At 70.8% G+C, this 13116-nt stretch carries 14 protein-coding genes and 1 riboswitch; of the genes, 8 read left to right on the forward strand and 6 right to left on the reverse strand.

The features are described 5' to 3' along the window. The first annotated feature begins 14 nt into the window (after positions 1 to 14). The gene (locus tag AB0J46_RS13120; RefSeq protein ID WP_364330438.1) at positions 15 to 1646 is read left to right on the forward strand and encodes a heparinase II/III family protein; all 1632 of its coding nucleotides are present in this window, start codon (positions 15 to 17) and stop codon (positions 1644 to 1646) included. 5 nt (positions 1647 to 1651) lie between these two features. On the opposite strand, the gene AB0J46_RS13125 is transcribed toward AB0J46_RS13120, so the two are convergent. Beyond that, positions 1652 to 2383: a PIG-L family deacetylase gene (locus tag AB0J46_RS13125; RefSeq protein WP_352352184.1), complete on the reverse strand. Its 732-nt coding sequence runs from the start codon at positions 2381 to 2383 to the stop codon at positions 1652 to 1654. A gap of 85 nt (positions 2384 to 2468) precedes the next feature. Between AB0J46_RS13125 and AB0J46_RS13130 the strand changes: the two genes are divergently transcribed. After that, the gene (locus AB0J46_RS13130; RefSeq protein ID WP_364330441.1) at positions 2469 to 3326 is read left to right on the forward strand and encodes a phosphotransferase; all 858 of its coding nucleotides are present in this window, start codon (positions 2469 to 2471) and stop codon (positions 3324 to 3326) included. Here AB0J46_RS13130 and AB0J46_RS13135 read toward each other — a convergent pair. After that, a complete protein-coding gene (locus AB0J46_RS13135; RefSeq protein WP_364330444.1) occupies positions 3323 to 3826 on the reverse strand; it encodes a hypothetical protein in 504 nt (167 codons plus the stop codon). The genes AB0J46_RS13130 and AB0J46_RS13135 overlap by 4 nt on opposite strands. A 119-nt stretch (positions 3827 to 3945) precedes the next feature. Between AB0J46_RS13135 and AB0J46_RS13140 the strand changes: the two genes are divergently transcribed. The 4 genes from AB0J46_RS13140 to AB0J46_RS13155 are packed head-to-tail and all read left to right on the forward strand — an operon-like array spanning position 3946 to position 6516. Then, complete coding sequence (locus tag AB0J46_RS13140; RefSeq protein ID WP_364330447.1) at positions 3946 to 5076, forward strand: sensor histidine kinase; 1131 nt, start codon at positions 3946 to 3948, stop codon at positions 5074 to 5076. Beyond that, a complete protein-coding gene (locus tag AB0J46_RS13145; protein ID WP_364330450.1) occupies positions 5073 to 5867 on the forward strand; it encodes a response regulator transcription factor in 795 nt (264 codons plus the stop codon). Before AB0J46_RS13140 ends, AB0J46_RS13145 begins: the two co-directional genes overlap by 4 nt. Before the next feature lie 5 nt (positions 5868 to 5872). Then, complete coding sequence (locus tag AB0J46_RS13150; RefSeq protein WP_364330452.1) at positions 5873 to 6124, forward strand: type II toxin-antitoxin system prevent-host-death family antitoxin; 252 nt, start codon at positions 5873 to 5875, stop codon at positions 6122 to 6124. After that, positions 6109 to 6516 carry a PIN domain-containing protein gene (locus tag AB0J46_RS13155; RefSeq protein ID WP_364330455.1) on the forward strand — a complete coding sequence of 136 codons (408 nt, stop codon included), beginning with the start codon at positions 6109 to 6111 and terminating at the stop codon, positions 6514 to 6516. The genes AB0J46_RS13150 and AB0J46_RS13155 overlap by 16 nt, the downstream gene beginning before the upstream one ends. A gap of 134 nt (positions 6517 to 6650) precedes the next feature. Here the strand turns inward: AB0J46_RS13155 and cimA are convergent, their stop codons facing one another. Both cimA and AB0J46_RS13165 read right to left on the reverse strand, forming a co-directional pair. Further along, the gene (gene cimA / locus AB0J46_RS13160) at positions 6651 to 8228 is read right to left on the reverse strand and encodes a citramalate synthase (RefSeq protein ID WP_358288591.1); all 1578 of its coding nucleotides are present in this window, start codon (positions 8226 to 8228) and stop codon (positions 6651 to 6653) included. A gap of 196 nt (positions 8229 to 8424) precedes the next feature. Further along, the gene (locus AB0J46_RS13165) at positions 8425 to 9069 is read right to left on the reverse strand and encodes a thioredoxin domain-containing protein (RefSeq protein ID WP_364330457.1); all 645 of its coding nucleotides are present in this window, start codon (positions 9067 to 9069) and stop codon (positions 8425 to 8427) included. A gap of 134 nt (positions 9070 to 9203) precedes the next feature. Here AB0J46_RS13165 and AB0J46_RS13170 point away from each other — a divergent pair, with 134 nt between their 5' ends. Then, a complete protein-coding gene (locus AB0J46_RS13170) occupies positions 9204 to 9851 on the forward strand; it encodes an O-methyltransferase (RefSeq protein WP_364330460.1) in 648 nt (215 codons plus the stop codon). A 71-nt stretch (positions 9852 to 9922) separates the two neighbouring features. Continuing rightward, positions 9923 to 10474, forward strand: a complete 552-nt coding sequence (locus tag AB0J46_RS13175; RefSeq protein ID WP_358288597.1) for a Uma2 family endonuclease — start codon at positions 9923 to 9925, stop codon at positions 10472 to 10474. Positions 10475 to 10495: 21 nt separating this feature from the next. Here AB0J46_RS13175 and AB0J46_RS13180 read toward each other — a convergent pair whose 3' ends face one another. Continuing rightward, positions 10496 to 11593 (reverse strand): branched-chain amino acid aminotransferase, encoded by a 1098-nt coding sequence (locus AB0J46_RS13180; protein WP_364330463.1) that lies wholly within the window; start codon positions 11591 to 11593, stop codon positions 10496 to 10498. A 200-nt stretch (positions 11594 to 11793) separates the two neighbouring features. Next, positions 11794 to 12840, reverse strand: a complete 1047-nt coding sequence (locus AB0J46_RS13185; protein ID WP_364330466.1) for a 3-isopropylmalate dehydrogenase — start codon at positions 12838 to 12840, stop codon at positions 11794 to 11796. A 99-nt stretch (positions 12841 to 12939) separates the two neighbouring features. Next, positions 12940 to 13098, forward strand: a riboswitch (cyclic di-AMP (ydaO/yuaA leader). The last annotated feature ends 18 nt before the right edge of the window (positions 13099 to 13116 follow it).

Consider the following 13116-nt stretch of genomic DNA (forward strand, 5'->3'; position numbering starts at 1 on the left):
GAAGGAACCCTGGCGTGCGCCGGCTCGCGATACCTCTTGCCCTCACGCTCGCGCTCGGCGGGCTGACGAGCCCGGCGCAGGCCGCCGACAAGGTGACCCGTACCGCGCAGTGCCAAGGCGACTGGCTGCCGGGCACCCCGACGGCCGAGGACGTCATGAAGGGCGAGATCTCGCTGGTGGGGCTGCCGGCGTACAAGCTGGGCAAGGACATCGACTGGGGGGCGAGCCCGTACCGGAACCGGTCGTGGGAGTTCGTCTTCCAGTCGTTGCGCTGGATGGGCACGCTGGTCGTGGCCTACGAGAACACCGGCGAGCGGCGTTACCTGGATCGTGCCACCGAGATCACCAAGGACTGGGTGGCGAACAACCGGCGCGGGGCCGCCGCCACCAAGCCGTACGTGTGGAAGGACCACCCGGTCTCGCTGCGCACGCAGCCGTTGTTGTGCCTGAGCATGCACGTCAAGGAGAGCTGGCTGAAGGACAGCCTGGCCGACCACGCCAAGCTGCTGTCGGACGCGCGGCTGTACAAGAAGGGCCACAACCACGGCATCGACCAGGACATCGCCCTCATGGGCATCGGCTGCCGGTACGGCCGCTCCGACTGGTCGAACCTGGCCTCCAGGCGGCTCACCGGCACGGTCAAGCTCGACGTCGACTCCCAGGGCGCGCTCATGGAGCAGGCCCCCCGCTACGCCGTCTACGTGTACGGCCGCCTCCAGGTCGCCATCACCAACATGAAGGCGTGCGACCGCAAGGTGCCGGCCGAGATCAGCCGGCGGGCCGAGGCGCTGAAGGACTTCATCGCCCACTCCACGATGCCCAACGGCTACATGGTCCCGATCGGCGACGGCAGCGCCGAGACCGAGCCGAAGATGGAGACCGGCACCCCGGAGCAGAAGGTCAAGGTCTACAAGGCCGGTTACGTCTACGGCCGGACGGCCTGGGGCAAGCCGGACTCGTCGTACTACTCGATCAGGTTCGGGCCCGGCATGAAGTTCCACGGGCACGAGGACCACCTCGGCGTGACGTACTACGCGCAGGGGCACGACATCCTCATGGACGGCGGCTTCCACTCCTACGAGAAGAGCGCCTACCGCTACTGGACGCTCTCCCCCGAGGCGCACAACGTGCCGACGGTCGAGGGGGCCCGGTTCCGGCCGCGCACCTCGTCCAGGCTGACCAAGACCTCCTACGGCAAGAAGCGGCAGGCCTTCCGCCTCACGGACCGGGCCTACGGCGTGAGCCGGACGCGTTCGGTGCTGGTGAACCACGGCCAGGACCTGATGGCGGTGCTCGACACGGCCTCCGGGGGCAAGAAGGTCAGGAACCTGTGGCGGTTCGCGCCCTCGTACAAGGTCGTCTCGAACAGCGGCGGCAAGGTGGTGCTGGCCGACGGCGCCTTCAAGGTGACGCTGATGCAGTTCTCCTCGTGCGAGCGGGTCGGCGGCCAGAAGGTGGAGCGCGGCGGCAAGCTGGGCTGGGTCTCGCCCACCTACCTGGCCAAGGACGCGACCAACGTGGTGGTGTCGCCGGCGGCGAAGTCGCTGCTGACGGTGATCGTGCCGGGCACCGACTCGCCCAAGGTGTCGTGCTCGGGGGGCAAGCTCAAGGTCGAGGGCGAGACCCTCTCCGCGGGCCTGCTCTAGCCGCTCTAGAAGGCGATCCGGCGGTACCACTCGTTGGCGAGCATCTGGGCGCGGGCCCGCTCCGGCAGCCCGGTCAGCATGGTCATCGACGCGCCGCGCTCCACCTCGGACTCGTGGGCGAGCATGGCCGCCCACTTGCGCTCCGACCAGCGCGAGACGTCGATCGCGGCCGACACCTGGTGGTCGGGGACCCCGGGCAGGGCCTGGCCCGGCTCCGGATCGGCGCCGAAGACCGCCCGCCAGTGAGCCGTCACGACCGAGCGCGGGACGGTCGCCAGGTAGAGCGCGTGCGGCCGCCAGGGGTCGCCCGTGCCGGGGTAGAGCTGGTCGTAGCCGGCCGCCTCGACCGCGGCCAGGGTGACCCGGTGCACGTGCACGTGGTCGGGGTGGCCGTAGCCGCCGAAGCCGTCGAAGGTGAGCACGACGTCGGGCCGGACGGCTCTGATGTGCTCGACCAGCAGGCCCACCGCCTCGTCGAACGGCACGTCGAGGAAGCGCGGACGGCCGGGGGCGGACTCGGGCCTGCCCGCGTCGGCGAGGCCGAGCAGCCGGGGCTTGCCCGCGCCGAGGATGTCGAGGGCCCGTTCCAGCTCCTGCGCCCGCTGGGTGCCCTCGGCCCAGGTGCAGGTGACGACGGCGGTCGTGGCGCCCTCGTCGGCGTATTTGGCGAGGGTGCCGCCGGTCCAGATCGCCTCGTCGTCCGGGTGGGCGTGCACGCCGAGCACACTGAAGCTCATGGGACCCCATCGTATGGAGGCCGGGCACCGGTCAGGACCCGCGTAGGCTTTACGCGTACCCCTCCCCCTCGGAAGAGATGAGCCGATGAGCGAGCCCGTGCCCCCTGACCTGCTGGAGATCGTCGACGCGCTCGTGCCCGGCGCTCCCCTCGGCAGTGCGCGGCTCGCCCCCGGCGGGATGCACGACGTCGTGCTGCTCCCCGGGGTGGCGGCCGTGCGGGTCGGCCGGCGGCCGAGCGTGAGCGCGGCGCTGCCGCGGCGGACCGAGCTGCTGCGCGCGATCGCGGCCGCCGGGCTGCCGTTCGCGGTGCCCGAGCCGCTGACGCCGGTGACGATGTTCGGGGAGCGCGCCGCCGTGGCCGTGTCCTGGCTGGACGGCGCCGGTCTCGGCGCGGGCCAGGGCGACCCGGCTCTGATCGGGGACCTGCTCGGCGCCCTCCGCGAGCTGCCCGTCACCCCGGAGCTGCGGGCCCTGCTGCCCGCCCCGCGCTCGTACGCCGGGCCCGCGAGCTGGAGCACGATCCTGGCCGAAGAGGTCATCCCGCGCTTCCCTGCCAGGTGGCGGGAGGAGGGACGCCGGCGCCTCGACGACGCCCTGGCCCTGGAACAGGTCCCCGACTCGCTGGTCCACGGCGACCTCGTCGGCGACAACGTCCACTGGGACGCGAACGGCAAGCTGGTCGGCGTCCTCGACTGGGACCGGGCCCACCTGTTCGACCCGGCGATCGACGCGGCCTTCATGGGCTGGCACGGCTGGGAGCACCTGCGCGACGCCGTCGACGCCGGCACCTACCGGCGGGCGGTCACGTGGGAGCGCGCGTTCGGCGTCAACCAGCTCGTCGCCCTTCTCGTGCTGGCCGGCGAACCCCTGACCCTCGTGGACAGCTTCACCACCCACGTCGTGGCCTGGCTGGACGAGGACGGCGGCCCCGACCGGCTCTAGGCCGCCCGCTCCCGCCGCGCCGGCAGCCCCGCCCGCGCGTACGCGACCGCGACGAGGACCAGGCCCAGGAAGGATCCGATCATCCCGGGCAGCTGCCAGGCGGCGATGAGGGCGGGCTGCGCCGCGTCCTGCATGAGCTGCTCGGCCTGCGCGGCGGGCAGGGCGTCGAAGAGCACGATGTCGAAGAAGTCCGAGATCATCAGCGACGAGAAGTTGGTCAGTCCGAGCACCGCGAGCGCGCCCGCGACGGTGGCCAGCGCCCTGCCCTTGCCCCGGACGAGCAGGACCAGGCCGATCACCCCCGGCACGAACAGCACCCAGGTGTAGTGCAGGAGCGTCGCGCTGACGCCCACGGCGCCCGGGTTGTGCGCGTAGACCAGCGGGTCCTCGACCCCGGGCTCGGACGGGTCGGTGATCATGCCGAGGATCAGGCAGACCGGGGCCAGGACGAGGCTGCCGCCGGCCAGGAGGCGGCGGATGGAGAGTGCGTCGGTGAACATGCCGGGCACGGTAGGCGTCGCCCGCCGGGTCCGTCGTCAAGGCAGGCTTGGATCCGACGTCCCCCTTTCGGTGGATTCCGCTGCACATTGTGACAATCCGGGCGGGCTACTCTCGCCTCATGCTCCACCGCCGCTCCCCCTCCCCCGTCGACTGGCTCGTGGCGGCGGTCGTGGCCCTGTTCGCGGTCGCGGAGGAGGTCAGCGTGCGCTCGATGGCCTCTCCTCGCTCCTACGTGCTGCTGTGGATCGCCGCCGGGCTGGTCACCGCCGTCGCGGTGCTGTTCCGGACGCGCGCGCCGTTCGCGATCCTGGTCGTCTACTCGGCCACCAACATCGCGACGTTCGCGCTGGCGCCCGGCTCCCCCGCGGCCTGGCAGTTCTACACCCAGCTCGTGCTGCTGTGCACGCTGCTGGCCGAGGTGCGCCCCGACAGCGCGCGGGCCGTGGCCGGGCTGACCGCGACGGGCGTGTTCGTGGCCGCCATGCTGTCCAGGACCTCCCCTCCGTCCGGATGGGGGGACGTCGCCGTGGCGCTGGTGATGTGCGCCATCGCCGCCGGAGCCGGTCTGGCCGTACGCCGCCACCGCGTGCTGGCCGTGCAGGCGGCCGAGCGCGGCGCGCTGCTGGCGCGCGAGTCGGTGCAGGAGGAACGTGCCCGCATCGCCCGCGAGCTGCACGACATCGTCGCGCACAGCGTCAGCGTGATGACCATGCACACCGGGACCGTCCGGCTGCTCCTGCGCGCGGACCAGGAGCCCGAGCGGCAGGCGCTCAGCACGGTGGAGGCAGCCGGCCGGGAGGCCATGGAGGAGCTGCGGCGCATGCTCGGGCTGCTGCGCGGCACGCAGGCCGGCGACCTGCTTCCGCAGGCCGGCCTGGACCGGCTGGAGGATCTGCTGGGGCAGTTCAGGTCGGCCGGGCTCGACGTCACGCTGGCGGTGTCGGGCGAGCGGGCGCCGTTGTCGGCCGGGCTGGATCTGTCGGCGTACCGGATCGTCCAGGAGGCGCTGACCAACACCCTCAAGCACGCCGGGCCGACGCGGGCGGCGGTGAGCGTCTCGTACCTGCCGGCAGAGCTCCGGCTGGAGATCACGGACGAGGGGCCGCGCGGCCCCCGGCCGCCGTCGGCCGGAGGCGGCGGCCACGGGCTGATCGGCATGCGCGAGCGAGCCGCCCTCTTCGAGGGCACGCTGACGGCGTTGCCCCTTCCTGGAGGCGGCTTCACGGTACGTGCGGAGCTCCCCCTGTGACCCCCTCCTCCTCAGGCCCCCCGGACGCCCCCGACGCCTCCACCACCTCCGCCCTCGACGAGTCCGGCGCCTTCGCCGCCCCCGCCTTTGACGAGCCCGGCGGCGGGATCGGCGTGGTGATCGCCGACGACCAGGCGATGATCAGGGCCGGGCTGCGCCTGATGATCGGCACCCAGCCGGACCTGTCCGTGCTGGGCGAGGCGGCCGACGGCGAGCGGGCCGTGGAGCTGGCCCGCGACCTGCGCCCCGACGTCGTGCTGCTCGACATCGCGATGCCCCGCCTGAACGGCCTGGAGGCCGCCCGCCGCATCCTCGCGACCCCGGCGCCCCCACGGGTGATCGTGCTGACCACCTACGACACCGACGAGAACCTCGACCTCGCGCTGCACGCCGGGGTCAGCGGGTTCCTGCTCAAGGTGTCGCCGCCCGAGCACCTGTTCGCCGCCATCCGCAGCGCCGCGCGGGGCGACGTCCTGCTCGACCCGGCGGTCACCGGCCGCGTCGTGGCGGCCTACCGGCGTACGGCCCCCGCCCCGTCACCGGCGGCCACGGGGGTGACCGCCCGGGAGGAGGAGGTGTTGCGGCTGGTCGCGCAGGGTCTGTCCAACACCGAGATCGCCGGCACGCTGTCCATCACGGAGGCGACCGTCAGCACCCACATCAACCGCCTGCTGGCCAAACTCGCCCTCCGCGACCGCGCCCAGATGGTCCGCCACGCCTACGAATCCGGCCTCGTCCGCCCCGGCGACCCCCAGACGACATCCCGTCGATCAGATAATCCGATTCCATGAAAGTGATGACCGCCACCGAAGCGTCCAGAAGCTTCGCCGCCGTCCTGGACGAGGCCGAACACGGAGAGACGATCGTGGTCACCCGCGGCGGGAAGCAGATCGCCGTGATCGGACCGGCCCCCACGGCACCGGGCCGCATGGTCAAGGCGTTCCTGGCGAGAAGCGCGGCCTCCTTGGACGCCGACTTCGAAACGGACGTCGCCGCAGCCCGCGAGGCGCTCGACGACGAGATGAGGGACACGTGGCCCGACGCCTGATCCTGGACACCGGGGTGCTCAGCGCAGCCGAGCGGGGCAGTGCGGCGATCGACGCGGTGATCGGGGACGCCGACGACGTGGCGATCGCGGCGATCACCGTGGCCGAACTGCTCGTGGGCGTCGAACTGGCCGACGACGCCCGTCGCCCGCGCAGGCAGGCATTCGTGGACGAGGCCCTCGCCCTGATTCCGGTCGAGGAGTACACCACGGACGTCGCCAGGGTTCATGGGCGCCTCATGGCTCATGTCCGGCGGGAGGGGAAGAAACGAGGAGCCCACGCCCTGCTCATCGCGGCGACGGCGGCGGCCACCGCGCGCACCGTGGTCACCATGGACGCCTCCGCCGCGTTCGGCGATCTCCCCGGCGTACGGGCCGAGGTCCTTCCACGCTGACACCCAGCAGCGCCCGCGCCGGAGGCGCCAGATCAAAAACGCCTGAGCCCCCAGGCGCGCAACGCCCCGAAGCCGAAGCCCGCTCGGAGCGCGCACCCCAGGAACCGCTCGGGGCGCGCGCGCCGCCCCCGGGGTCAGCTGCAGTCGCGGCCGGCGCGCAGCAGGCCGTACGTGACCGCCTGCTCCAGCGCCTGCCAGGAGGCGTCGATGATGTTCTCGGCCACCCCCACCGTCGCCCACTCGGCGGTGTCGTCGCTGGAGGTGATGAGGACGCGGGTGACGGCGTCCGTGCCGTGGGTGCCTTCGAGGATGCGGACCTTGTAGTCCACCAGCTCCAGCCGGGCCAGCTCGGGGTAGAGCTGCTCTAGCCCCTGCCGTACGGCCTTGTCCAGGGCGTTCACAGGGCCGTTGCCCTCGCCGGTGGCGACGATGCGCTCGCCCTTGGCGTGCAGCTTGACGGTGGCCTCGCTGACCAGCTCGCCGCCCTTCGTCCGCTCGACGATCACCCGCCACGACTCCACCTCGAAGTGCCGCCGGCGCGCCCCCTGGACGGTGTCGCGCAGCAGCAGCTCGAACGACGCGTCCGCGGCCTCGAAGGTGAAGCCCTGTGACTCCAGCTCCTTGACCCGCTCGACGAGCGTCTTGGTGTGCTCGGGGGTCAGCTCGTAGCCCAGCTCGCGGCCCTTGAGCTCGACGGAGGCGCGGCCGGCCATGTCGGAGACGAGCATGCGCATGTCGTTGCCCACGGCGGCCGGGTCGATGTGCTGGTACAGGTTGGGGTCGACCTTGATGGCGCTGGCGTGCAGGCCGGCCTTGTGGGCGAAGGCGGACATGCCGACGTAGGGGGCGTGCGAGTTGGGGGTGACGTTGGTGACCTCGGTGATCGCGTGGGCGATGCGGGTCATGTCCGCCAGCGCCTCCCGCGGCACGAGGTCGAAGCCGCGCTTGAGCTGGAGGTTGGCGACGACGGTGAAGAGGTTGGCGTTGCCCGAGCGCTCGCCGTAGCCGTTGGCGCAGCCCTGGACGTGCGTCGCGCCCGCCTTGACCGCGGCAAGGGTGTTGGCGACGGCGCAGCCGGTGTCGTCGTGGCAGTGGATGCCGACGCGGGCCCCGGTCTGGACGGCCGCGTGCACGGTCTCGGCCAGCTCGTCGGGCAGCATGCCGCCGTTCGTGTCGCACAGGGCGATGACGTCGGCCCCGGCTTCGGCGGCGGTCCGCAGCACTTCCAGCGCGTAGGCTGGGTTGGAGGTGTAGCCGTCGAAGAAGTGCTCGGCGTCGAGGAAGACTCGCTGTCCCTCCGCACGAAGGTGAGAAACCGTGTCGCGGATCATCGCGAGGTTCTCCTGGAGAGTCGTGCGGAGGGCCAGCTCCACGTGCCGGTCGTGGCTCTTGGCGACAAGGGTCACGACCGGCGCGCCGGATTCGCGCAATGCGGCTACCAATGGGTCGTCGGCGGCCTTCACACCGGCCCGGCGGGTCGCGCCGAACGCGGCGAGCTGCGCGTGCTTCAGGTCGAGCTCTGTTCGAGCGCGCCTGAAGAACTCTGTGTCCTTGGGGTTGGCGCCCGGCCAGCCCCCCTCGATGAAACCGACGCCCAGGCTGTCCAGCTGCCGTGCGATGGCGAGCTTGTCGACGACGGTGAGGTTGAGTCCTTCCTGCTGCGCGCCGTCGCGCAGGGTCGTGTCGTAGACGTGGAAGCGGTCGTCGGCCATGAAGTCTCTTCTTTCGGATCCGTGTCCTGGAAAACAAAAAGACCCCTCACGGACGTGAGAGGTCTGCGCGCTGGCGGTGTCCCTGTGTCAGCCAGCGCGCCTGCCGATAATGAGCAGACCGTAGAACATGGTGCCTGCCAGTCTGCCACAGGGATTCACCATCTGGCACATCGGTCTCAGCTTGTGGACACGACCTTTACACTTGCACGCCGCCGCCCCCGGTGACGGCGCGCTCGAGCGCCGCCGGGTCGAACACCTCGTTGCCGAGCTGCTGCCCGTCGAGCAGGACGGTCGGCGTGCCCTGGATGTGGATCTTCGAGGTCTCCGCCAGGTGGGTCTTGGCGTACGACTGCGAGGTCACGCACTCGTCCACCGAGGCGCCGGCCTTCCTGGCGGCGGCCACCAGCTCCTGCACGGTGAAGCCCGAGGCCGAGCCGTGCGGGGCGGGCTGCATGGCGTAGAGCTCGTCCCTGAAGGCCAGCCAGTTCTCCTCCGGCACGCATCGGGCTGCGGCTGCGGCCCTGATGGAGTTGGAGCGCATGGGCTCGTCCTGGAAGATCGTCACGGGGTGGAAGACGACCTTGAGCCTGCCCTCCCTGGCCAGCTTCTGGATCGTGCCGTCGACCTTGGAGTGCATCTCCTTGCAGATCGGGCAGTCGAAGTCTTCGTACACGTCGAGCACGGGGGCGTCGCCGGACCTGTCGGCCAGCACCATCGAACCGTCGAGCTGCCTGGTCAGGCGTACCGACCCGGCCGTCTCACCCGGCTCCGAGAAGGCCAGCACACCGAGCATCACCAGCGCCGCACACGCGACCGCGACCGCAACCAACCGCTTCATCATCCGCCCACTTCCAGCTCACCGATCGCGCAGACCCTACCAACGACACAACCCCGCTCCGGACAGCCGCCCAGGGCGGGTCCCTCATTGGTACCTGATGACGATGAGAGAACGCTGTGAGGGGGAGAATGACCTTCATGAAGGCGAACCTCCTCGACCCCGCGGTGGGCCGGTACATCCTCGACCACTCCACCCCGCCCGACCCCCTGCTCGACGAGCTGGCGCGGGAGACCGCCGAGGCGACGGGCGACGCCGCCAGGATGCAGATCTCCGCCGACCAGGGCCGGTTCCTGACCATGCTGACCCAGCTCGCGGCTCCGGCCGTGGCGGTCGAGGTGGGCACGTTCACCGGCTACTCGTCGGTGTGCATCGCGCGGGGGTTGTCCGGCGGGCGGCTGCACTGCTTCGACGTGAGCGAGGAGTGGACGTCGATCGCCCGGCGCTACTGGGAGCGGGCGGGTGTGGCGGACCGTGTCTCACTGACGCTCGGGCCCGCCCTGGAGACGCTGGCCGCCTTCGACGAGCCGATCGACCTGGCCTTCCTCGACGCCGACAAGGGCAACTACCCCGGTTACTACGAGTTGCTGGTCGAGCGGCTGCGGCCGGGCGGCCTGCTGCTGGCCGACAACACGCTGCGCAGCGGCCACGTGGCCGACCCGGCGCGCTCGGAGACGACGACGGTGCAGATCCGCGAGTTCAACGACCTGGTGATCGAGGACCCGCGGGTGAGCGTGGTCATGCTGCCGGTCGCCGACGGGATCACGATGATCAGGAAGAACCACTAGATCACGGGACGCCGCCGCCGTTACTCTGAGTGATCCTTTGGAAACCCCCGGGAAAGCATGAGGACGGCGGCATGGTCAGGCCCCTGGAAGAGCGCTACCGCACCGTGCGCGAACTGTTCCCCGAGTTCCGCATCGAGACGGTCCAGGGCCGGATCGTGGTGAACGAGCCGGGCACCTGGCAGCACAACACGATCCTGTCCCGGACGTTGTTCCAGCTCGCCGCCGCGGCGGCGGTCCGGGGCTGGGAGATCTGGCCGAACATCACCGTCTACCTGGGCCCCGGCCACGATCTCTACGTGCCCGACCTGGCGGTGGTCCCGCGCCGGCCGCGTCTGCACGAGGAGCACGCCGTCCACGGCGCCTCGACGATCCTGCTCGTGGACGTCGTCTCGGTGGCCACGACCTACGACGTGCACTTCGTCAAGACGGGCGGATACGCGCGCGGCGGGGTGCCGCTCTACCTGGTCATCGACCCGTTCCAGCGGCTGGTGACGCTGTTCGGCGGGCCGGGCGGGCGGCGCTACCGCAGCGAGAACGTCGTCTCCCTGGGCGAGCCGGTGTTCCTGCCCGATCCGTGGAACCTCCACGTCGACACCGCGGCCCTGACGGAGGCCGGCGCCTGAACGCCGGCCGTCCGCGCGGCTCTAGCCGATCTTGTGGATCCAGTTGCGGGTGTCGGGACGGGCGCCGTACTGGATGCCGACGAGCTCCTCGCGCACCCGCATCGTCACCGGGCCGGGGGTGCCGTCGGCGATGGTCCAGGAGCGGTCGTCGCCCCTGACCGAGCCCACCGGCGTGACCACGGCGGCGGTGCCGCACGCGAACACCTCGGTCAGCTCGCCGGAGGCGCAGGCGGACTCCCACTCGTCCACCGAGATCAGCCGCTCCTCGGTCTCCAGGCCGAGGTCGCCGGCCATCTCCAGGATCGACTCCCGGGTGATGCCGGGCAGCAGGGTGCCGGTGAGCGCCGGGGTGACGAGCTTGTTGCCGAAGACGAAGAACAGGTTCATCCCGCCCATCTCCTCGACGTACTCGTGCTTGTGGGCGTCGAGCCAGACGACCTGGTCGCAGCCGTTGTCGACGGCCTGGCGCTGGGCGACGAAGGCGGCGGCGTAGTTGCCACCGCACTTGGCGAAGCCGGTGCCGCCGGGCGCGGCGCGCGTGTACTCGGTGGACAGCCAGACCGAGACGGGCTTGATGCCGCCGCTGAAGTACGAGGCCGCCGGCGAGGCGATCACCATGTACTTGTAGGTCTTCGACGGGTAGTTGACGCCGAGCCCGGCCTGCGTGGCGAACATGAACGGGCGCAGGTAGAGGCTGTGGCCCTCGGTGGTCGGCACCCACTCCTTGTCGGCCGAGACCAGCAGCTCCAGCGACTCCACGAACGCGTCCTCCGGCAGTTCGGGCATGGCCATGCGCTCGGCCGAGCGGTTGAAGCGGGCGGCGTTCGCGTACGGCCGGAAGGTCGCGATCGAGCCGGAGATCTGCCGGTAGGCCTTCAGGCCCTCGAACAGCTCCTGCGCATAGTGGAAGACCGAGGTCGCGGGGTCGAGCGAGAGCGGCCCGTACGGCATGAGCCGGGCGTCGTGCCAGCCCTCGCCGTCGGTGTAGTCGATCGAGATCATGTGGTCGGTGAAGACCTGCCCGAACCCGGGGTTCGCCAGTACCTGCTCCCGCTCGGCCGCGGTGCGAGCGTGGTCGGAATGCTGCACGTCGAAGCTGAGCTTCTGAGCGATGGTCATGACGAAGGTCCTTCTCTCTACGAATCTGCGACTTCGAAAGCTGATTCTGTTAGCTACTGCCCGCGAGCAGTATTCGTACTTCCTAGTGTCTCGCGATTTGGGATGGCAAGAGGCAGTTGGGGTGGTTAGATCCGGCGAACGCGAAAAAGCGCCTGGCAGTCCGCGTTCGGACCGCCAGGCGCGTGCGGGGCTAGGCGGTCCTAGCCGGCTACTCGCGCGGCGATGTCGTCGCCGATCTCGCTGGTCGAGCGGCCGGCGCGGCCGGTCACCCGCTCGGCGATGTCGGCGGCCACGGCCTGCTCGACCTTGGCGGCCTCGGCGTGCAGGCCGAGGTGGTCGAGGAGCATGCCCACGGACAGGATGGTGGCGGTCGGGTCGGCCTTGCCCTGACCGGCGATGTCGGGGGCGCTGCCGTGCACCGGCTCGAACATGCTCGGCGAGGTGCGCTCGGGGTTGATGTTGCCGCTGGCCGCCAGGCCGATGCCGCCGGCGATCGCGGCGCCGAGGTCGGTGATGATGTCGCCGAACAGGTTGTCGGTGACGATCACGTCGAAGCGCTCGGGCTGGGTGACGAAGAACATCGAGGCCGCGTCGATGTGGCTGTAGTCGGTGGTGACGTCGGGGAACTCCGCGGCCACGCGGTTGACCGTGCGCTGCCAGAGGTCGCCGGCGAAGGTGAGCACGTTCGTCTTGTGGACGAGCGTGAGCTTCTTGCGGGGCCGCGACTGAGCCTTCTGGAAGGCGTACCGCACGACGCGCTCGACGCCGTGGGCGGTGTTCAGCGACTCCTGGGTGGCGATCTCGTGCGGCGTGCCGCGGCGCATGACGCCGCCGGTGCCCGCGTAGAGGCCCTCGGTGCCCTCGCGGACGACGACCATGTCGATGTGCTCGGCGGTGGCGCCGGCCAGCGCGGTCTCGACGCCGGGGAACAGCTTGACCGGCCGCAGGTTGACGTAGTGGTCGAACTCGAACCGGAGCTTGAGCAGCAGGTCGCGCTCCAGGATGCCGGGCGGCACGCTGGGGTCGCCCACGGCGCCGAGCAGGATCGCGTCGTAGCCGCGCAGCTCTTCGAGCACCGCGTCGGGCAGGGTCTCGCCCGTGCGGTGGTAGCGGGCTGCGCCCAGGTCGTAGTGGGTGGGCTCGATCTTCGTGCCCACGGCCTCCAGGACCTTGAGCCCTTCGGCTACGACCTCGGCGCCGATGCCATCCCCGGGGATGACGGCCAGGCGGATGTTACGCGACTCCATGGGCGGTACCTTACCGGCTCGTCTCGGCTGACGAACACATCATCTCAACAACCGGACAATCCGTTTTGGGGGGATTGCGACCTTTTGACCGTTTCGTTAGAGTCCGTCGAGCCTAATCCACGCAGCCGCTGCGTGGAGCCGGGGACCCACCTTTCCCCCCGGGGCGAATCGGCTGCGCCTCCCCCCGAGGAGCCGCCGTAGGGCTACTTCCAGGCCCGAGCCCGTCAGCTAACCCGGTCGGCCACGTGGAAGGACAGTCCCCTGTCTAGCATCGCC

It is taken from the genome of Nonomuraea sp. NPDC049758, from assembly GCF_040674635.1.
GTDB lineage: Bacteria > Actinomycetota > Actinomycetes > Streptosporangiales > Streptosporangiaceae > Nonomuraea.